We start from the raw sequence: 19,083 nt of genomic DNA on the forward strand, positions 1-19,083 counted from the left end.
GCGGAACCGTGGAAGCGCAGACCCGCCGAGTGCGAGCCGGGAATGGTGAAGTCGCTGCCCACCGTGTACATCGCTTCACTGGGGCCGAAGCCGGTATGGACCTGCCCGCCCTGCAGGGGTGTTCTCCCGATCCCTACCCCTGAAAGGTGCACCGCCATGCGCGCTGTTCGTTTCCACGAGTTCGGCGACCCGCACGTCCTCAAAGTCGAGGAGGCGCCGGAGCCGCACGCCGGGTCCGGCGAGGTCCGGATCAGGGTCCAGGCCGCCAGCGTGAACCCGGTCGACTGGAAGATCCGGGCCGGCTACCTGGCCGAGTACATGCCGACGACGTTCCCCGCGATCACCGGCAGCGACGCGGCCGGTGTCGTCGACGAGGTCGGTGCCGGCGTCACCGGTGTCGCGGCCGGTGATCGCGTGTTCGGCCTGTCGCAGGGCACGGCCGCCGAGTACGCGGTGCTCACGGCGTGGGCGCCGGTGCCGGACAACTGGACGGTCGAGCAGGCCGCCGCGGCCGGTCTGGTCTCCGCGACCGCGATCGAGGGCCTCAACGCCCTCGGCGACCTCTCCGGCAGGACCGTGCTGGTCGAGGGCGCGGCGGGTGGCGTCGGGTCGGCCGCCGTGCAGGTCGCGGTCGCCCGCGGCGCCGCGGTGGTCGGCACGGCGAGCGAGGCCAACCACGACTTCCTGCGCGACCTCGGCGCACTGCCCGTCACCTACGGCGAGGGGCTGGCCGGGCGGGTCGCCGCCGTCGCGCCGGACGGGGTCGACGCCGCGCTCGACACCGCGGGCTCGGGCTCGCTGGCCGACATCGTCGCGCTGGTCGGCGACGCCTCGCGCGTCGCGACCGTGGCGGACTTCGGCGCCGCCGCCCTCGGTGTCGCGCTCGTCGCCGGCAACGCGAACGCCGCCGCGAACCTCGCCGAGGCGTCCCGGCTCGGGGCGGCCGGTGCCTACACGCCGCACGTGGAGGCGAGCTACCCCCTGGAGAAGGCCGCCGACGCGCACGCGCACGTCCAGGGCGGGCACACTCGGGGAAAGGTGCTCATCACGCTGTGAGCCGTCATCTGTGAAGCCTGTTCTCGCAGCGTGTGCGGAGGTTGAATCCGCGCACGCCGTCGAAGGAGGCATCACCATGCGTCTGATCAGAGCAGCCGCGGTCACCACCGCGGTTCTCGTCGCGTCCGTGCTGCCCGCGTCCGCGATCAACTCCTACAACGCCGCTCCCGCACCCGAGCGCACCGAGGTCGGTGCCCTCATCGCGACCTGGGACGACGACGACAACCCGGCCACCCCGGACCGCGTCGACTGGGTCTGCAGCGGGACCATGATCGACGCCGGCACGTTCCTCACCGCCGCGCACTGCACCAGCGACTGGCCGGCGAACGTGCACTTCTTCGTGTCGCTGGACCAGGACGTCCAGGCCGCACTGGACCACGCCACCGGCACCCCGGCGCAGATCGCCGCCGCGGTCGCGGTGCCCGGCACCGCGCACACCCATCCCGCCTACCCCGGCCCGGCGGACGACCCGCACGACATCGCCGTGGTGGAGGTGTCCGCGCAGCAGATGAAGGCGCGCTGGTCGTTCACCCCGGCGACGCTGCCCACCGCGAACCGGCTGGGCGAGCTCGGCCCGCGGGGACTCGACGACACGCCGTGGCTGGTCGCCGGCTACGGCACGCAGGAGGCCCACCGCGGCCCCGGCGGTCAGACCCACCCCGGGTGGTGGCGTCCGGATGAAGGCGCCGGTGACCTTCAACGCGCTGAACAACGCCTGGGTGCGGCTCGCCATGACCGCTCCGCAGGGCAACGGCGGTGCCTGCTACGGCGACTCGGGCGGCCCGAACTTCGCCACGATCAACGGCAGGCTGATCCTCGCGGCCACGACGATCACGGGTGACACGCCCTGCTACGCGACGAACGTCGTCTACCGGCTCGACACCCCGGGAGCGAGGGACTTCCTGCGCCCGTTCGTCACCCTGCCCTGATCCCACACCGTCCACACCGGACCGAAGCGCGCGTCCGGTGTGGACGGTGATCGGGTTCCATCGCACACATCCGGCCCGATCGCAAGGGCTTGGCACAGCGCGAAGGTTCGTTCAGGATGCCGCGCGTGCAGAGTGCGGCCGGGTTCGGCGACAGCGGTGAGATGTCCGGTCTCGCATGGTCACCGCGGCGCACCAGAGCGGAGATCTCCACCGCGGACGCGGTTCTCGCCGCGGCACGGCGCGGTGACGAGGACGCCTTCCGAGCCCTCTACCGGGACGTCCAGCCGAAGCTGCTGCGGTACCTCCAGGTGCTGGTCGGGGCCGACGCCGAGGACGTGGCGTCCGACGCCTGGCTGCAGATCGCGCGGGACCTGGGCTCGTTCCGCGGTGACCTCGACGGGTTCCGCGGCTGGGCGACCACCATCGCCCGCAACCGCGCACTCGACCACCTGCGCAAACAGCAGCGCCGGCCGGTCGTGGGCGCGGCCGTGGAGGACGTGGCCGAACCCGCCGCACCGGCGGACACCGCCCAGGCGGCACTGGACTCGGCGGCCACCGGCGCCGCGCTGGCCATGATCGCCAGGCTGCCGCGCGACCAGGCGGAAGCCGTGCTGTTGCGGGTCGTCGTCGGTCTCGACGCGAAGTCCGCCGCCAAGGTGCTCGGCAAGCGGCCGGGAGCCGTCCGCACGGCGGCGTACCGGGGCCTGCGCGCACTGGCAGAGCACCTCACCCCACCAGGGAAAACACCTTCGGAGTGACAAAAAACGGAGCCCTGACGCTGAAGGACGTGAGATGAGCACCGACCGTTCCCGCCGCATCGACCGGCGCACCGCGGAGCATCTGCTGCGCGGCGCACCGGTTCCCGGGCACGACCGCGTGAGCGACCTGCTCGCGGCGGCGTCCGCCCCGGCCCGCGACCGGGAGCTGGCCGGTGAGCAGGTCGCCGTGGCGGCGTTCCGCGACGCTCGTCTCGCCGCAGCCCCTCAGCGACGGAGACCCCGGATGCTCAAGATCGCCCTGGCCAACCTGCTCTCGGTGAAGATCGCCGGGGCCGCGGCGCTCACCGCCGGTGGCATCGCACTGGCCGCCGCCACGGGCACGTTGCCAGGTCAGCACCGCGTGGAGCCCACGACCCCGGTGAACACGAACGTCGTCAGCACGACGTCCGTCACCAGCCCTGCGACGTCGAAGGCGCAGGAGGAGAAGCGGGACGACCACCCGTCTCCCACCCCGTCGCTCAAGGGCCTGTGCCAGGCCTACACCGCGGGCGCCGGCGCCGAGCACGGCAAGGCGCACGACAACCCCGCGTTCAGCGCGTTGGAATCGGCGGCGGGCGGCGCCGACCGGGTCCCCGCCTTCTGCGCCGACCTGCTCTCGGACCAGCCGGGCAAGCCCGGCCACGCGCAGGACAAGCCCGGCCGTCCCACGCACCCGAACCGCTGACCAGCACCGGAACCTCCGGCGACCCCGCACTCCCCCACCGGGGTCGCCCGCTCCGGGACGGGCGGCGGCCTGCCCCTCACGCCGCCGCTCGTCCACCCCTTCCCGCCGCACCAGACGTGGAGAGAAGCCCGTGCCCGACGCCTGTCCGCACGCCCTGTCCGCCGGCAGCTACCTGCTCGGTCTGCTCACCACCGAGGAGACCGACGAGTTCCGGCGGCACAGCACGCGCTGCACGACGTGCCAGCGGGAGATCGTGGCGCTGATGCCGGGCGCCCTCTTCCTGCAGGAGCTCAAGGCCGACGTCCTGGCGGCCGAACAGCGACTGTGCGCGGATCGGCCGTTCCTGTCCACCGTCGCGGCGCGGGAACCGCGGTGGGTTCCCGGCTGCCGCGCCGTCTGACTCGGCCGCACGTGCTGTCCGGAGTGGACTGTCAGCGCCAGCCGAGTGCCGGTGCCACGTGCACGAGGATGTTCTCGATGACGTGCGCGCAGTAGTCCGGCCCGAGCTGGTTCGGCACGGTGAGCAGCAGCGTGTCGGCCTCCGCGATCGCCTCGTCGCCGGCCAGCTGCTCGACCAGCACGTCCGGCTCGGCCGCGTACGAGCGCCCGAAGATCGCCCGGTTCGGTCCGTCGATGAACCCGACCTGGTCGGTGCTCTCGCCGTCATCACCGAAGTACGCGTGGTCGAGGTCCGTGGTGAGCGCGAAGATGCTGCGCGACACCGACACCCGCGGCTCGTGCTCCCACCCGGCCTCGGTCCAGGCCTTGCGGAACGCCCGGATCTGCTCCGCCTGCTGCACGTGGAACGGCGCACCGCCCTCGTCGTACTTCAGCGTCGAGCTCATGAGGTTCATGCCCTGCTCGGCCGCCCACACGGCGGTGCCGTTGGAGCCGGCGCCCCACCAGATGCGGTCGCGCAGGCCGGGTGAGTGCGGTTCGAGCCGCAGCAGGCCGGGCGGGTTCGGGAACATCGGCCGCGGGTTGGGCCGCGCGAACCCGTCGCCTTCCAGCGCCTTCAGGAAGACCTCCGCGTGCCGGCGGGCCATGTCGGCCTCGGTCTCGCCCTCGGCGGGCTGGTAGCCGAAGTGCCGCCACCCGTCGACGACCTGCTCGGGTGATCCCCGGGAGATGCCGAGCTGCAGCCTGCCGCCGGCGATGAGGTCGGCAGACCCGGCGTCCTCGACCATGTACAGCGGGTTCTCGTAGCGCATGTCGATCACGCCGGTGCCGATCTCAATGCGCTCCGTCCTCGCCCCGATCGCCGCCAGCAGCGGGAACGGCGACGCGAGCTGCCTGGCGAAGTGATGCACCCGGAAGTAGGCGCCGTCCGCGCCCAGCTCCTCGGCGGCCACGGCCAGGTCGATCGACTGCAACAGCGTGTCCGCCGCGGACCTCGTCTGCGAGTGCGGGCTGTCCGACCAGTGCCCGAACGACAGAAACCCGATCTTCTTCATACCGAGCACAACGCTTCCGGTGTGCTCCGGCATTCCAGGCTGCACGGGCTCCACAAACGACAAAGGGAAGGAGATCCGCTCTCCCTCCCACTTCAACATATAGCGCACCCCGGGGCTTGCGGCAAGACCCGTGTCGTGCCGCAGAATCTCCCGCCTTGGCGCACAGTGGGTTGCGTCGCGCACAGGGATTCATCGGGGGAAGGCAGCAGATGACCAGCTATGTCCTGGGTTTCGACGAGGTCGACCGGACGCGGATCGAGGTGGCCGGAGGCAAGGGAGCACACCTGGGGGAACTGTCGCGCATCGCCGAAGTCCAGGTACCGCCGGGCTTCTGCGTCACCACGGACGCGTTCCGGCGAGTGGTGCGGGACACACCGTCCATCGAGGACGGTCTGCGCCGGCTTGAGCTGCACGACGCGGCCGACCAGCAGGCGATCCGCGCGACGAACGCGCAGCTCCGGCAGGCGATCGAGGAGGCCGTGATCCCCGGCGACGTGGTGGCGGAGATCACCGCCGCCGTCGCCCGCCTCGGTGAGCAGGCCGCCTGCGCCGTGCGGTCGAGCGCGACGGCGGAGGACCTGCCGACGGCGTCGTTCGCGGGACAGCAGGACACGTACCTCAACGTCGTGGGCCCCGAGGAGATCCTGCGGCACGTGAGCCGGTGCTGGGCCTCGCTGTTCACCGAGCGGGCCGTGACCTACCGGCTGCGCAACGGCTTCGACCACCGCAGGGTCCACATGGCCGTGGTCGTGCAACGAATGGTGTTCCCGCGGGCGGCCGGGGTGCTCTTCACCGCCGACCCCGCCACGTCCAATCGCAAGGTCGTCTGCGTCGAGGCCGGCTTCGGTCTCGGTGAGGCCCTGGTGTCGGGGCTGATCAACCCGGACGTCTACCGGCTCAGGGACGGCGAGATCGTCGAACGGACGGTCGGCGCGAAGAAGCTCGCCATCCGCGCCCTGCCCTCCGGCGGCACGCAGGAGCAGGCGGTCGACCCGGCGCAGCGGGAGCAGGCGGCGCTGACCGACGACGAGGTCCTGCGGCTGGCCGCGCTGGGCAGGCGGATCGAGCAGCACTTCGGGCGGCCGCAGGACATCGAGTGGTGCCTGGACGACGACGGGTTCCACGTCGTGCAGAGCCGGGCGATCACCACGCTGTTCCCCGTGCCGGAGACCGACGACCAGGAGAACCACGTCTACGTCTCCGTCGGCCACCAGCAGATGATGACCGACGCCATGAAGCCCCTGGGCCTGTCCGTGTGGCAGCTGACCACGCCCCGTCCCATGGCCGTGGCGGGCGGGCGCCTGTTCGTCGACGTCACCCCGATCCTGAGCAGGCCCGCCAGCCGCGCCGGGTTCCTCGGGGTCGCGGGCAACTCCGACACGTTGATGGGTGACGCGCTGCGGACCGTGCTCGACCGCGACGGCTTCGTCCCGTCGCTGCCGGACGAGGGCCCCGGCCAGGCGATCCCCGGTGTCGCGCCGGCCACCATCGAGACCGATCCGGACGTCGTCACCGAGCTGATCGCCAACGCGGAGGCGTCCATCGCGGTGCTGAAGCGCGAGATCGGGCAGAAGTCCGGGACCGAGCTGCTCGACTTCGTCCTGGCGGACTTCCAGGAGCTGCGGCGGATCCTGTTCGACCCGCGCAGCAGCCAGGCGGTCATGGCGGGCATGCAGGCGACCTGGTGGCTCAACGACAACCTGCGGGAGTGGCTCGGCGAGAAGAACGCGGCCGACACCCTCACGCTGTCGGCTCCGCACAACGTCACGTCGGAGATGGGCCTCGCGCTGCTCGACGTCGCGGACGCGATCCGCCCGCACGCGGAAGTCGTCGCGTTCCTGCAGAACGTCTCGGACGACGACTTCCTGGACGACCTCGGCAAGCTGCCGGGCGGACCGGAGGCACGCGCCGCCATCGAGGGCTACCTCGACAGGTACGGCATGCGCTGCGTCGGCGAGATCGACATCACCAGGCCGCGGTGGAGCGAGCGCCCGGCCGCGCTGCTGCCGATGATCCTCACCAACGTCCGCAACTTCGAGCCCGGTGAGAGTGCGCGTCGCTTCGAGGACGGACGGCAGCAGGCGTCGCGCAAGGAACAGGAGCTGCTGGAGCGCCTGCGTCTCCTCCCCGACGGTGACCGGAAGGCCGACGAGACCAAGCAGATGATCGACCGGGTGCGGACGTTCATCGGCTACCGCGAGTACCCGAAGTACGCCATGATCAGCCGCTACTTCGTCTACAAGCAGGCCGTGCTGCGCGAGGCCGACCGGCTCGTGCGGTCCGGCGTGATCGACGAGACGGAGGACGTCTTCTTCCTGACGTTCCAGGAACTCCAGGACGTCGTGCGGACCGGAGAGGCCGATCGCGAGCTCATCCGCGGGCGCCGCGAGGCGTTCCGGTCCTACGAGTCGCTGACGCCACCGCGGGTGCTCACGTCGGACGGCGAGGCGATCACCGGCACGTACCGGCGCGACGACGTGCCCGCCGGGGCGCTGGTCGGGCTGGCGGTGTCCGGCGGCACGGTCGAGGGCCGGGCCCGCGTGGTCCTGGACATGGCCGACGCCGACCTCGAACCGGGCGACATCCTCGTCACCGCGCACACGGACCCCAGCTGGTCGCCGTTGTTCGTCGCGATCTCGGGTTTGGTGACGGAGGTCGGCGGCCTGATGACGCACGGCGCGGTGGTCGCGCGGGAGTACGGCCTGCCGGCCGTGGTCGGGATGGAGCACGCCACCCGCCTGATCGCCGACGGGCAGCGGATCCGGGTCAACGGCACGGACGGGTACGTGGAGATCCTCGCCGAGGCGTGAGGCTCAGGCGGCCAGGCGTGAACGCCGACCGGTCCGGGGCCGGGGCGTGAGGCTCACGCGGCCAGGCGTGGCCTCAGGATGCCCTCCACCGCGGCGACCAACATGTCTCGGTGAAGCGCGAGGTACAGGCGGCCAGGCGCGACCGCAGGATGCCCTCGACCGCGCCGACGAACGTGCCGCCCACCGGTCCGGAGTCGGCGAGGCGCGAGGCTCACGCGGCCAGGCGTGACCGCAGAATGCCCTCCACCGCGGCGACGAACGTGTCACCGACCGGTCCGGGGTCGGTGAGGCAGCCCGCCGCCATCGCCCCGTCGCGCAGCATGACGAAGTGCCTGCCGTCGGGCTCGGCGGGAGCCTCGCCGACCCGCGCGAGCAGGCTCGTCACGGTGTCCTGGAACCACTGGCGGTGTGCCAGCACCGCCTGGTGCACGGGATGGGCGGGGTCGGGGTACTCGGCCGCGGCGTTGAGGAAGGCGCAGCCGCGGAAACCCGCCGTGCGGATGTGCTCGGCGATTCCACGCGCGACCCCCCGCACGGCGTCGGCGTCGTCCGCGGCTGCGGCCACGGCGGCGTCGACCTGTGCGCGGGTCGCGCGGTCCGCCTCCCCGAGGTAGGCGACGACCAGCTCCTCCTTGCCGGCGAAGTGCCGGTACATCGTCGCGCGGGTCACCTTCGCCTCGGCGAGGACGCGGTCCACCCCGACGGAGTGCAGCCCCTCCGCGTAGAACAGCCGGGCGGCGGTGCCGAGCAGGCGCAGGCGGGCGTCGGACACGGTGCGGGTCACCCGGCCACGCTAGCAGAGAGAACGTTCGTTCTTGACAACCGCGGCGGCCGCTGACAGCCTCCAGGTAGAAAGAACGTTCTCCCTACCCCAAGGACGACCCGTGAGCCTCGGCACCGCCAACCTCGCCCCCGCCCTCCGCACGCTGTACCTCGTCCGCTTCGGTTTCGCCCTGGCCTGGGCGGTGCTGCTGTTCTTCACCGGAACCGGAACCGCGACCGGGATCGGCCCGGTCAGCGGCGCGCTGCTGGTCCTCTACCCGCTCTTCGACGTGGCCGCGATCGTCGTCGACAGCCGCCGGTCGGGGGCCGGACGAGCATCGGCGGCCCTCTACGCCAACATCGCCGTCAGCACCCTGGCGGGAGCGGGCCTGGCCTTCGCCGTGACGTCCGGCATCCCGGCCGTGCTGCGCGTGTGGGGTGCCTGGGCGATCGTGTCCGGGCTCGCGCAGCTGGCCGCGGGCCTGGTTCGCCGGAGCCTCGGCGGGCAGTGGCCGATGATCGTCAGCGGCGCGATCTCCACGCTCGCGGGCACGTCGTTCATCGTGCAGGCCGGTGGCGCGGACGCGACGTTGCGCAACCTCGCGGGCTACGCGGCGATCGGCGGCGTGTTCTTCCTGGTGTCGGCACTGCGGCTCGGTCGCGCGTAGCTCGGCCCCCGTCCACCAACGGCTCAGACCCGTTCCGGTGCGGTGAAGCGGACGTCGGTCACCCCGGCGACCGCGCGCGCCAGCACCTCGGCCACGTGCCGGTCGGTCGCGTCGTCCATGCTGTCCACAATGGACACGCGACCGGCGTGCACCTCGACCTGCCACCGGTGCGCGGCGCCCAGGACGCCGAGGCGGTGCCGGATCTCCGCCTCGATGATCCAGTCCTCGCGGCTGATCGAGCGGAGCAGGTCGCGGCGGGTCACGATGCCGGCGAGGCGGCCCTCGTGCACGACCGGGACGCTGCGCACGCCGTGCTCCAGCATCAGGTCGGCGACCTCCGCGAGGTCGGTGTTCGGGGTGACCGTCACGGTCGGCTTCGTCATCACCTGCGCCACGACATCGCCGGGCGCGTGCCGCGGCACGGGCGGTTCGCCGTGCACCAGCCGGCGGGGGTCCTCCGGAAGCCGGTCGCGCAGCAGTTCGGCCTCGCTCACGACGCCGACGAACGTGCCGGCGGGGTCGACCACCGGCAGCGCGGTGAAGCCGCGGCCGGCCAGCAGCCGGGCCGCGTCACGGGCACCGGTCTCCGGGCCGACCACCACGACCTCGGTCGTCATCACGTCTCTGGTCCTCATGTGCGTGCTCCTTCAGCCGAAGATCTCGGTCTGGCGCGGGTGGCGAGCACTCTCTCCTGGGCGGCCTTGAACGCCTGCGGCGAGAGCTCCCGCCAGACCTCGGCGGGCAGCGGCCCGACGATCCCGCCGTAGTCCGCGCGCCAGGCGCAGACCGCGTCGACGCGGCACCCGCGCCGACGTGCGTCCTGCACGGCCCATTCCAACGCCGCCCGCGCGGCCGCCGATCCGTCCACACCGACCACCACGGGCCGGGACTCGTTGTCGCTCATGCACTTCAGCCTCTCGGCCGGCGTGCTCACCGGCGAGTGGCCGGAGGCCTGCGGCACTCGGGACCTTCGTCCCACCCGGCCGCGGACAGGCCGGGGCGGCCTTCCCCACCACGGGAAGGCCGCCCCGGTGTTCCTCTCACTCTGCCGGTCGGACGATCGCCAGCGGGCACGGCGCGTTGTAGACGAGCGCCTGGCTCGTCGACCCGAGCAACATACCGGCGAACCCGCCGTGCCCATGGCTACCCACCACCACGAGCTGCGCCTCCGCGCCATAACGCATGAGCGCCCGCACCGGACGGTCCCGCAGCACCACGCGGTGGACGGCGACGTCCGGGTACTTCTCCTGCCACCCGGCCAGGTGCTGGGCCAGCAACCGCTGTTCGTCCGCCTCGACCTGGCCCCAGCCCACGGTGAACCGCGACGCGCTGTACGCGCTTTCCACCATGAAGTCCTGCCAGCACATGACCGCCGTCAGCGGGCAGCCGCGCATCGAGGCGGCCTCGAAGGCGAACGCCAGTGCGGCCTCGCTCGTCGGCGAGCCGTCCACACCGACCACCACCGGGCCATCGGGCACCGAGGTGCCGCGGACGACCGCGGTCGGGCACTTGCCGTGCGAGGCGAGGGCGAGCGCGACCGAGCCGACCAGCAGGCCGGTGACGTCGCCGAGTCCCTGCGAACCGAGCACCAGCAGCCGCGCGTCGTAGGACTCGTGGATCAGCGTGTGCGCCGCGTTGTCGCTGACGACCTCGGTGCTCACCTCGACGTCCGGTGCCACGGCACGGGCGGCGGCGACGGCCTCGGCCAGCCACGTCCGCGCCTGGTCCTCGATCGCCTGGCGGATCTCGTTGCCGGTCAGGATGATCTCCGGATATCCCCGCACGGGCACGGAGTACGCGTGCACCAGCCGCAACGGGGCGTGGTGGCGGGCGCAGTCGTCGGCGGCCCACTTCACGGCGGCCAGCGCCGACGACGAGCCGTCCACACCGACCACGACCGGGGCGTCGGGTCCCTTCATCGCTTTCCCTCCGTCACCACGCGGACGCGCAGCACTCCGGGCACGGCACCCGTGAGCGCGGTGAGCACGCGTTCGGTCTCGTCGTCGGCGTTGCCGGCACCGACCACGGCCTCGCCGTCGGTGACCACGACCGTCCACTTGCGACCTCCGCCGTAGAGGTCGAGCACGCGTTGTGCCTCCGCCGCAACGGTCGTGTCGGTGCGGGCGAGCGCACGGACGAGGTCGCGGCGGGTCACGACGCCGACGACCGCGGAGCCGTCGACGATCGGCAGGCACCGGATGCGGTCGTCCACGAGCACACGGGCGATCACGCTCCCCCGCGCGTCCGCGTCCATCGCCACGGCGGGGCTGCTCATCACCTCGCCCGCGGTCCTGCCGCCGTTCTCGTCGAGGTAGCCGTTGCGCAGCAGGTCCGCTTCGGTGACGACGCCGATCAACCTCTTGTCGTCGTCCACGACCGGCAACGCGGTGAACCCGTGCGACACGAGCAACGCCGCGACGCCGCGCACCGGCACCTCCGGTGTCACCGTGATCGCCGGACTGGTCATGATGTCGCGAGCACGCATGGCGTCTCTCCTTTCCGCGTCCCGACCCTAGGAACGGCTCAGGCCGGTGTACGCGGCCGTTGGTCCCGCACCGCCCGGGCCCTTGGTGCGTGTTCCCGCGATCAGGGCGAAGGGACTCACTCGGCGCGGGCCGTTGGACTCTGCGAGCGGACCTGGGCGGCGCTCCACGCTGGAGTCCCGGAGCTCAGCGAGTGAGGAGCACACCGTGCACTGGTACTACGACACCCCGATGGGCTGGGGCGGCTTCCTGATGATGGCGCTGTTCACGCTGCTGTTCTTCGGCGGCCTGATCGCGGTCGGCGTGACCCTGCTGCGCCGCAACGGTGACCGCGACGACGGCTCCGCGCTGCGGATCCTGGAGGAACGGCTGGCCAGGGGCGAGATCGACACCGACGAGTTCGAGCGGGTCCGCAGGACCCTGCGCTCCCGCTGACGGACGGAGGTGACGGCACGCCACCGGACACCGGCCGGGCGCCGCCCGCCTCCGCCGTTTCCGGCCGCAAGCGCAGGACGAGTGGACTTTCCACGACTTCCGGCCCGGCCTGGAGCACGACCGCCCGGCCCGTCCGCGTCGTTCCTGTCCCAGCCGGTCACACCACGACCCGCTCCCCGTCCCGCGGCACCACGGCCGTCCACCCGAGCCCGGTCTCCAGCCGGTCCGCCAGGGTCGCGGCGCTCTCCGGTTCGCCGTGCACGACGTAGGTGGTCGCCGGCGCGGGTCCGGTGGCCGCCCACGCCACCAGCTCGTCCGCGTCGGCGTGCGCGCTGAACGCGTCCAGCACCTGGACCTCGGCCTTCACCGGCACGTACCGGCCGTGGATCTTGATCTCGCGGGCGCCGTCGACGAGCGAGCGGGCCCGCGTGCCCACCGCCGCGTATCCGACGACGAGGACGGTGTGCTTGTCGTTGGGCAGCATGTGCTTGAGGTGGTGCAGCACGCGGCCACCGGTGGCCATGCCCGACGCGGAGATGATGATCGACGGTCGCTTCGGGTCGTTGGCCTGCATCGACTGGGTGGCCGTGTGCAGCTCCGCCAGCTGACCGGGGTCGAACGCGTCCTCGCCGCCCATCAGCTCCGGCCGGATCTCCGGCCAGCTCTTCGCGACGGCTTTGCGGTAGATCCGCAGGGACGCCAGCGCCATGGGGCTGTCGACGAACACCGGCAGGTCCGGGATCTGCCCCGACCGCACCAGCTTCGCGAGCTCGATCAGGACGACCTCGGTGCGGTCCACCGCGAACGCCGGGATCAGCACGCTGCCACCACGGGCGGCCGTGCGCCGGACGGTCTCCGCGAACAACGCCGTCGTGGCGGCGTCGTCGTGCGGGCGATCGCCGTAGGTCGACTCGATCAGCAACGCGTCGCAGGCGGGCCTGGGCTCGGGTGCGCGCAGCACCCGGTGCGCGGGCCTGCCCAGGTCGCCGCTGACCACGACGCTCCGGTCGCCCAGCGTCAGGTGTGCCCAGGCCGAGCCGAGGATGTGGCCCGCACGCCCGAACTCCAGGTCCACGCCGTCGGCGATCGAGCGCGCGGCCCCGAAGTCGATGGGCCGGAACAGCTTCGTGGCGCGCTCCGCGTCGGCCGCGTCGTACAGGGGCAGGGCAGGCTCGTGCTTGGACCAGCCGAACTCGTTGGCCTGCCTGGCCTCCTCCACCATCAGGTGCGCGCTGTCGGCGAGCACGATCGCGGCCAGATCGGCCGTGCCCTCGGTGGTGAACACCGGGCCGCGCCACCCGTGCCGCACCAGCACCGGCAGGTAGCCGCTGTGGTCGAGGTGCGCGTGGGTGAGCACGACGGCGTCGAGGCGGTCCAGGTCGAGCGGCGGCCGCCGCCAGTTGCGCCGCCGCAGCGGGGCGAGGCCCTGGAACAGACCGCAGTCCACCAGCACCTGGGACTTCCCGGTGTCGAACAGGAACTTGCTGCCGGTGACCGTGCCGGTGCCACCGAGGAACGTCAGGGTGCTCATCTCTCGTGCCTCCTCGTGCTGGACCCACACGGTCCTTCGCCGGCCGCCGGTGATCACAGCGGCGCGAGGCCCTGCGGCACGAGGACTTTCGTCCCGCACGCGGTTGACGCGTGGAGCTCCTCGTGACGGCTGCCGAGGGGAGGCAAGGTTCAGTTGCGCAGACTCCATTGCTGGTTCGGGCCGCCGTTGCACGACCACAGGATGATCTTCGTGCCGTTCGCGGTTCCGGCTCCGCTGGCGTCCAGGCACAGTCCGGACTGGCCGTTGGTGATGGTGCCGTTCGCGTTGACGTTCCACTGCTGGTTGGGCCGGCCGGTGCAGTCCCAGATGATCACCTGGGTGCCGTTCGCGGTTCCGGCTCCGCTGGCATCGAGGCACTTGGTGCCGTACACCTGCAACTGCTTGCCGGAGGTGCTGCTCCAGCGCTGGTTGCTGCCGGTGCCGCAGTCCTGCAGCTGGACCTGCGTCCCGTTCGCGGTGCTGGAGTTCGGCACCTCCACGCACCGGCCGGACTGGCCGCCGACGATTCGCGAGCCGGGTCCGGACGGGCCTGACCAGAGCGACGAGTCGCCGAAGCCGGGCGGTTCGGGTTCGGTGCCGGAGCCGACGGTGTCGGTGGTCGTGACCGTGATGGTGGCGTCGGGCAGTCCCGCCGAACTGGCCGTGATGGTGGTCGTGCCGGCGTAGTAGGAGCGGAACTCGATGGCGGCCTTCCCGTCGAACGCCTGGCGGCCGGGGGTGAAGGTGTACGACTTGCCGCCGGGCAGGACGCCCGGACCGCTGGTGACGGTCAGCTTCACGGTGCGGGTGTCGTTGACCCACGCGCCCGACGCGTTGCGCATGGTCACCACGAGCTGGGTGTCCGTGCTGCCGTCGTCGGTGACGGTCGCCGACGAGTTCCTGCCCGTTTCCAGCGTCATGGCGGTCGCGGTGCCCCTTGTGGACTGTTCGCGGCCGACCGGTGCGGGGTCGGCGATGTTCGTGGTACCCGACCACTTCGCCTTGTTGGCCCGGTACCAGTACCACTGGTCCTTGGGCAGCCGGTAGTAGTCGATCATGCCCATGCGGGCGAAGCCCGGGTCCAGGATCGTGCCGTGGTCGAAGCCCGCCCAGATGGCCAGTCCGGCGCTGCCGGTGGTGAGCTTGAACCTGGTCGGGTCGGCGGGATCCTTGACGTCGCCGTAGGTGGGATCGTACGCACCGGGCCGGTCGGAGGTGTACGACCCGTACTCGGACACCACGTTCGGCATCCACGTGTTGGTCATCTTTCCGCCGTCACCGTTGTAGCCGGCGACGTCGCAGACCGAGAGCTGGTCGAGCGAGTTGCGTTGCACGCCGCCCAGGGCCGCCTTGCGGGTCGGGTCGAGCTGGTGCGAGTAGTCGCGCATCCGGCTCGCCAGCGCCCTGGCCTTGTCCGCCGTGGCCGAGGAGGTGAAGAACACCTCGTTGCCCATGGACCAGTTGATGACCGAGGGGTGGTTGCGGTTGACCCTGATCATGTCGCGCAGGGCGTCCAGGGCGCTCTGCTCGAAACCGGCCTGATCGGCGGCCTTCTGCGGGTAGCCGTCGGCCTCGTAGTCGCTGACCGTGCCGGTCGGGGTGGGCTCCCGGCCGGCGGTCGCGGTGGCCCAGAAGGGGGCTTCCGACCAGAACATGACGCCGAGCCTGTCCGCGGCGTCGGCGAAGGACGGGTCGTGCGGGTAGTGCGAGCCGCGGATGAAGTTCATGCCCGCCTCGCGGATGGAGCGCACGTCGCGCTCGAAACCCGAGTCGGTGACGGCGTTGCCCCACCCGCCGTGGTCCTGGTGGACGTCGGCTCCGACGAGCAGGGTCCTGACACCGTTGAGGTAGAAGCCGTCCACCTTCCACTGAGCGCTGCGGAAGCCGAACGTCGTGGTGTAGGTGTCGACGACGGTTCCGCCGGCCACGACGGAGGTGGTCACCGTGTACAGCACGGGGTTGTTCGGCGCCCACAGGTTCAGCCCCTGCATCATCGCGGCGGTGTCGGAGACCGATCCGCTGAGCGCGTCGAGGGTGGCCGTGCTCGCGGCACCGATCGTCCGCGCGGGTGAGGTGAACGTGGCGAGGACGGTGCTCGAACCCTGCCCGCGCACCTCCTGCCGAGCCTGCACGTCGACCGGCGCGGAGCTGTCGTTGCGCACCTCCGTCTGCACCCGCACGTTCGAACGGCGGGCCGCGACGTTCGCCCGCAGCTCGCTGTCGCTCGGGTACTGCGACAGGTCGATGTTGCGGTAGTAGGCCGCATTGCTCGTGTCCCACAAAGGATTCGTGAGCGCGGGCGTCGTGACGAACGTGCCGGACCAGGCGACGTGGACGTTGCCGGTGACGTTCAGGAAGACGTCCCGGTAGATGCCCCCGGCGAACTGGTGGTCGCCGGTCCGCGGGGCGAGGTCGGCCCGCCACCGGTTGTCCACGCGCACCGCGATCACGTTGTCGCCGGTGCGGACGGCGTTCGTGATGTCGAAGACGAACCCGGTGTACCCACCGCGATGCGTACCGATCGTCGTGCCGTTGACCCACACGTCGGTGACCGAGAACGCTCCCTCGAACTCCAGCTCCACCCGCTGTCCGCTCCAGGACTGGGGAGCCGCGAAATGCTTGCGGTACCAGCCCGTCCCCACGTAGAAGGACCGCCCGCCGTTCGTGCCGCCCACGTCATAGGGAGCGTCGAAGCCGTGCGGCAGAGCCACCGGCCCCCACTTCGAGTCGTCGAAACCGGGATTCTGAGCTCCCGCCGCATCGGAGCGGAGGAACCTCCACTCGCGGTTGAAGTTGATCTTCTGCCGAGGGCCGGCGTCGGCCTGGGCCGGCGCGGGTGTCACCAGCACCACCGCGACACCCACCAGCACAACGGTCAGGAAGAAAGCGCATCTCTTCACGATGTCTCCACACGAGCCAGGGCGGCGGGGTGAGCACCGTCGGCCAGCGGCCGGCTCGGACTCGCCCCGCCGCGGACCGTCATCCGCGCAGGCTCCACTTCTGGTTCGCGCCGCCGTTGCACGACCAGAGGATGATCTTCGTACCGGCCGCGGTCCCGGCACCGTTGGCGTCCACGCACAGGCCCGACTGCACGCCGGTGATCGTGCCGTCCGCGTTGACGTTCCACTGCTGGTTCGCACCGCCGTGGCAGTCCCAGACGATGACCTGGGTGCCGTTGCTCGTGCCCTGCCCGTTGGCGTCGAGACACTTGTTGCCGTAGACCTGAAGCCGCTTGTCGGACGTGTAGGTCCAGCGCTGCCGATCGGCGGTCTGGCAGTCGCCCAGCTGGACCTGGGTCCCGTTGGAGCTGTTCGGCGCCTCGGCGCACCGGCCGGACTGGGCACCCACGATCTGGACCCCCGGCTGCGGGTTGCCGCCTCCGGGCGGGGCGTAGCCCGCGGCGACGATGTTGGCCTGAACCGCCGCCTCGGTGGCGTCCGACGGATAGCCGGCGGTGAGCACGCCCTCGAAGAACGTACCGGCGCCGGAAACGCTGTTGTCGCCACCGATGCCGAGCAGGATCGCACCCTGTTTGCGCATCGGGTTGTAGCCGTTGGGACGCCGTCCGTTGAACACGGTGGTCAGCCCGCCCGACTGCGCGTCCCCGCTGCGGATCGCCCAGTGGTTCGGCTCGCCCTTGACGATCCCCGTCACGAACCGGTGGTTGATGGTGGGATTCGGGTTGTAACCCTGGTTCACGCCCGAGAACAGCCCGAACTCCAGGTCGCCCATGACCCACGGGCCCGGGCCGTCGCCGTAGCCCCACTGCCGGTCCGCGCCGAAGTAGACGGTCTCCATGATGGCCGGGCCGTCGGCGCTGTTGGTCGTCTGCGCGTTGCCGTAGTCGAAGCAGCACCAGTTGCTGTAGTGGGTGCCGTCGACGACGGCGTAGATGCCCTCCGGTTGGTCACCGGTCGCGATGCCGTTCGTCTTGTTGTTGCGGTAGCCGGTGCCGGGCGACACGTAGACGCCGTAAGCCTTCTTGCCGCTGATCACGACCGGGGCCGCGGTCGCGACGGCGAGGTTGTCCCAGCCACCGGGGGCGGGGCCCTTCCAGGTGCCGGGCGGTGCCTGGGTGAGGTGGTTGCCCCGGCCGGACTGGTCGTAGATGACGCTGATGAGGCAGGTCGTACCGGTGCAGAACGAGTCCTGGGCGGCCGCGTCGGCCACCGCGCCCGCGCTGAGCACGCCGATGTCGCGCGTAGCACCGTCCGAGGAGCGTTTCACCTGATAGAGCGGTCCGTTGTAGGCGCCGTACAGCGCCCTGGTCGTACTGTGCGCGGCTACACATGGCGTACCACCCGAGGCGTAGATGTCGCACGGTCCGGTGGTGGCTGCCTGACTGCTTGGGGCGTCGGAGAGCACTGCGACGACGAGGGTCAGCGAGGTGATGACGGCCGCCGCGGTGCGGCCTGATCGTTTTCTCATCTGTCGGCCCTTCCTGATCGAACCGGTTCGCGGCGGCTGGATGGGATTCTCCCCAGCTCCACTGGGTGGCAATACCGCCGTCATTACTCTTTTGACCGGGAATTCGAACCGGTTCGACGATTTCGACGAAATGCTTGAGCTCGGATCGACCGACGTCGTGTCTGGGGTCCCTGCTCGCGCGGGACCTAGTCCCCTCACCACACCCCGGTGCCGGTGCCAGGTTCAGGGGACAGGCCATCGGCGAGGGCGGGAGAACCGTGATCACGACCGAACGCATCGAGGTGCACGGCGCCGTGCAGGGCGTCGGGTTCCGGCCGCACGTGCTGCGGCTCGGTGTCCGCGCGGCGCTCGGTCCGCACACTGGTGACCAGGACTTCGGCGCACCGTCCATTCCGGACACACGGCCGACGCCGGAGACCGCTCTCGTGCGGCGGATGATCGAACTGCAGGCCAACAGCCCGCTCGCGTCCCGCGCCGGCAGGTTGTTCGACGCCGCCGCCGCGTTGCTGGGCGTGTGCGACGAGAACTCCTACGAGGGTGAAGCGGCTGTTCTGCTGGAAGCGGCGGCTGCCGGTCACCGCGGTCCGTCGTTCGACTGGACGCTGCACCGCCGCGACGGCATGTGGGTGTACGACCCGGTGCCGACGCTGCGCGACCTCGTCACGTGCGGCGACTCGACGGGCGTGGCCGCGGCTCGGTTCCACACCACGATCGCCGAGGTCACCGCCGCGCTCGTGCGGGAGGCCGCGGGCGGAGTGCGGACCGTGTGCCTGGGCGGCGGGGTGTTCCAGAACCGCCGGCTCGTCGACGCCGTCACGCGCGAGCTGGGCGAGTTCCAGGTGCTCGTCGGCGAGCGCGTGCCGGTCAACGACGGCGGGATCAGCTACGGACAGGCCGCCGTGGCGGCGGCCCTGCTGGCGGCGATGCGCGCGCTGCCGGAGGGGGCGGAGGCCACGAACATCGGCGAGGTGACGCACGGCGCACCGGGCCGCGTTCTCGCGCACACGCTGGCCGGGTCGTCGCGCGTGGCGGACGTGCTGGTCGGCGAGCAGCTGCCCCGGATCTGCTGATCCGGGACAGCGGG

18 protein-coding genes are annotated in these 19,083 nt (G+C 71.5%); 9 read left to right on the forward strand and 9 right to left on the reverse strand.

The genetic code is table 11. From position 1 onward, the window contains the following. The first annotated feature begins 156 nt into the window (after positions 1 to 156). The 5 genes from ACWEIJ_RS19795 (at position 157) to ACWEIJ_RS19815 (ending at position 3,828) form a co-directional block, all read left to right on the forward strand. Complete coding sequence (locus ACWEIJ_RS19795; protein ID WP_449838632.1) at positions 157 to 1,056, forward strand: NADP-dependent oxidoreductase; 900 nt, start codon at positions 157 to 159, stop codon at positions 1,054 to 1,056. 76 nt (positions 1,057 to 1,132) lie between these two features. Then, the gene (locus tag ACWEIJ_RS19800) at positions 1,133 to 1,897 is read left to right on the forward strand and encodes a trypsin-like serine protease (RefSeq protein ID WP_449838633.1); all 765 of its coding nucleotides are present in this window, start codon (positions 1,133 to 1,135) and stop codon (positions 1,895 to 1,897) included. A gap of 204 nt (positions 1,898 to 2,101) precedes the next feature. Continuing rightward, on the forward strand, positions 2,102 to 2,743 hold the full coding sequence (locus tag ACWEIJ_RS19805) for an RNA polymerase sigma factor (RefSeq protein ID WP_449838634.1): 642 nt from the start codon (positions 2,102 to 2,104) through the stop codon (positions 2,741 to 2,743). Between the two features lie 34 nt (positions 2,744 to 2,777). Beyond that, positions 2,778 to 3,428, forward strand: coding sequence for a hypothetical protein (locus ACWEIJ_RS19810; protein ID WP_449838635.1), 651 nt, complete (start codon positions 2,778 to 2,780; stop codon positions 3,426 to 3,428). A gap of 130 nt (positions 3,429 to 3,558) precedes the next feature. Then, positions 3,559 to 3,828, forward strand: coding sequence for a hypothetical protein (locus ACWEIJ_RS19815; protein WP_449838636.1), 270 nt, complete (start codon positions 3,559 to 3,561; stop codon positions 3,826 to 3,828). A 31-nt stretch (positions 3,829 to 3,859) separates the two neighbouring features. Here ACWEIJ_RS19815 and ACWEIJ_RS19820 read toward each other — a convergent pair whose 3' ends face one another. Continuing rightward, positions 3,860 to 4,882 carry an LLM class flavin-dependent oxidoreductase gene (locus ACWEIJ_RS19820; protein WP_449838637.1) on the reverse strand — a complete coding sequence of 341 codons (1,023 nt, stop codon included), beginning with the start codon at positions 4,880 to 4,882 and terminating at the stop codon, positions 3,860 to 3,862. A 209-nt stretch (positions 4,883 to 5,091) separates the two neighbouring features. On the opposite strand from ACWEIJ_RS19820, the gene rph reads away from it, so the two are divergent. Further along, complete coding sequence (rph, locus tag ACWEIJ_RS19825; RefSeq protein WP_449838638.1) at positions 5,092 to 7,692, forward strand: rifamycin-inactivating phosphotransferase; 2,601 nt, start codon at positions 5,092 to 5,094, stop codon at positions 7,690 to 7,692. A gap of 211 nt (positions 7,693 to 7,903) precedes the next feature. Here rph and ACWEIJ_RS19830 read toward each other — a convergent pair whose 3' ends face one another. After that, positions 7,904 to 8,464 (reverse strand): TetR/AcrR family transcriptional regulator, encoded by a 561-nt coding sequence (locus ACWEIJ_RS19830; RefSeq protein ID WP_449838927.1) that lies wholly within the window; start codon positions 8,462 to 8,464, stop codon positions 7,904 to 7,906. Between the two features lie 112 nt (positions 8,465 to 8,576). On the opposite strand from ACWEIJ_RS19830, the gene ACWEIJ_RS19835 reads away from it, so the two are divergent. Beyond that, on the forward strand, positions 8,577 to 9,122 hold the full coding sequence (locus tag ACWEIJ_RS19835) for a hypothetical protein (RefSeq protein WP_449838639.1): 546 nt from the start codon (positions 8,577 to 8,579) through the stop codon (positions 9,120 to 9,122). A 23-nt stretch (positions 9,123 to 9,145) separates the two neighbouring features. Here ACWEIJ_RS19835 and ACWEIJ_RS19840 read toward each other — a convergent pair whose 3' ends face one another. The 4 genes from ACWEIJ_RS19840 to ACWEIJ_RS19855 form a co-directional block, all read right to left on the reverse strand. Beyond that, entirely contained in the window at positions 9,146 to 9,757 is a 612-nt protein-coding gene (locus ACWEIJ_RS19840; RefSeq protein WP_449838640.1) for a CBS domain-containing protein, read from the reverse strand. After that, the gene (locus ACWEIJ_RS19845; RefSeq protein ID WP_449838641.1) at positions 9,754 to 10,026 is read right to left on the reverse strand and encodes a universal stress protein; all 273 of its coding nucleotides are present in this window, start codon (positions 10,024 to 10,026) and stop codon (positions 9,754 to 9,756) included. Before ACWEIJ_RS19845 ends, ACWEIJ_RS19840 begins: the two co-directional genes overlap by 4 nt. Positions 10,027 to 10,162: 136 nt before the next feature. After that, on the reverse strand, positions 10,163 to 11,041 hold the full coding sequence (locus tag ACWEIJ_RS19850) for a universal stress protein (protein ID WP_449838642.1): 879 nt from the start codon (positions 11,039 to 11,041) through the stop codon (positions 10,163 to 10,165). Further along, positions 11,038 to 11,607 (reverse strand): CBS domain-containing protein, encoded by a 570-nt coding sequence (locus tag ACWEIJ_RS19855; protein ID WP_449838643.1) that lies wholly within the window; start codon positions 11,605 to 11,607, stop codon positions 11,038 to 11,040. Before ACWEIJ_RS19855 ends, ACWEIJ_RS19850 begins: the two co-directional genes overlap by 4 nt. Positions 11,608 to 11,812: 205 nt before the next feature. On the opposite strand from ACWEIJ_RS19855, the gene ACWEIJ_RS19860 reads away from it, so the two are divergent. Next, on the forward strand, positions 11,813 to 12,040 hold the full coding sequence (locus ACWEIJ_RS19860; protein WP_449838644.1) for an SHOCT domain-containing protein: 228 nt from the start codon (positions 11,813 to 11,815) through the stop codon (positions 12,038 to 12,040). A gap of 157 nt (positions 12,041 to 12,197) precedes the next feature. Here the strand turns inward: ACWEIJ_RS19860 and ACWEIJ_RS19865 are convergent, their stop codons facing one another. The 3 genes from ACWEIJ_RS19865 to ACWEIJ_RS19875 form a co-directional block, all read right to left on the reverse strand. Continuing rightward, on the reverse strand, positions 12,198 to 13,571 hold the full coding sequence (locus ACWEIJ_RS19865; RefSeq protein WP_449838645.1) for an MBL fold metallo-hydrolase RNA specificity domain-containing protein: 1,374 nt from the start codon (positions 13,569 to 13,571) through the stop codon (positions 12,198 to 12,200). 149 nt (positions 13,572 to 13,720) lie between these two features. Beyond that, positions 13,721 to 16,471, reverse strand: a complete 2,751-nt coding sequence (locus ACWEIJ_RS19870) for an RICIN domain-containing protein (RefSeq protein WP_449838646.1) — start codon at positions 16,469 to 16,471, stop codon at positions 13,721 to 13,723. Between the two features lie 79 nt (positions 16,472 to 16,550). Beyond that, positions 16,551 to 17,999: an arabinofuranosidase catalytic domain-containing protein gene (locus tag ACWEIJ_RS19875; protein ID WP_449838647.1), complete on the reverse strand. Its 1,449-nt coding sequence runs from the start codon at positions 17,997 to 17,999 to the stop codon at positions 16,551 to 16,553. A 257-nt stretch (positions 18,000 to 18,256) separates the two neighbouring features. On the opposite strand from ACWEIJ_RS19875, the gene ACWEIJ_RS19880 reads away from it, so the two are divergent. Next, complete coding sequence (locus tag ACWEIJ_RS19880) at positions 18,257 to 19,069, forward strand: Kae1-like domain-containing protein (protein ID WP_449838648.1); 813 nt, start codon at positions 18,257 to 18,259, stop codon at positions 19,067 to 19,069. The last annotated feature ends 14 nt before the right edge of the window (positions 19,070 to 19,083 follow it).

The sequence above is a fragment of the Lentzea sp. NPDC004789 genome, assembly GCF_053601075.1.

Coding starts and splice junctions, on each gene's coding strand:
- ACWEIJ_RS19795 (WP_449838632.1), top strand. CDS start 157: ATGCGCGCTGTTCGTTTCCACGAGTTCGGCGACCCGCACGTCCTCAAA.
- ACWEIJ_RS19800 (WP_449838633.1), top strand. CDS start 1,133: ATGCGTCTGATCAGAGCAGCCGCGGTCACCACCGCGGTTCTCGTCGCG.
- ACWEIJ_RS19805 (WP_449838634.1), top strand. CDS start 2,102: ATGCCGCGCGTGCAGAGTGCGGCCGGGTTCGGCGACAGCGGTGAGATG.
- ACWEIJ_RS19810 (WP_449838635.1), top strand. CDS start 2,778: ATGAGCACCGACCGTTCCCGCCGCATCGACCGGCGCACCGCGGAGCAT.
- ACWEIJ_RS19820 (WP_449838637.1), bottom strand. CDS start 4,882: ATGAAGAAGATCGGGTTTCTGTCGTTCGGGCACTGGTCGGACAGCCCG.
- rph (WP_449838638.1), top strand. CDS start 5,092: ATGACCAGCTATGTCCTGGGTTTCGACGAGGTCGACCGGACGCGGATC.
- ACWEIJ_RS19840 (WP_449838640.1), bottom strand. CDS start 9,757: ATGAGGACCAGAGACGTGATGACGACCGAGGTCGTGGTGGTCGGCCCG.
- ACWEIJ_RS19845 (WP_449838641.1), bottom strand. CDS start 10,026: ATGAGCGACAACGAGTCCCGGCCCGTGGTGGTCGGTGTGGACGGATCG.
- ACWEIJ_RS19850 (WP_449838642.1), bottom strand. CDS start 11,041: ATGAAGGGACCCGACGCCCCGGTCGTGGTCGGTGTGGACGGCTCGTCG.
- ACWEIJ_RS19855 (WP_449838643.1), bottom strand. CDS start 11,607: ATGCGTGCTCGCGACATCATGACCAGTCCGGCGATCACGGTGACACCG.
- ACWEIJ_RS19865 (WP_449838645.1), bottom strand. CDS start 13,571: ATGAGCACCCTGACGTTCCTCGGTGGCACCGGCACGGTCACCGGCAGC.
- ACWEIJ_RS19875 (WP_449838647.1), bottom strand. CDS start 17,999: ATGAGAAAACGATCAGGCCGCACCGCGGCGGCCGTCATCACCTCGCTG.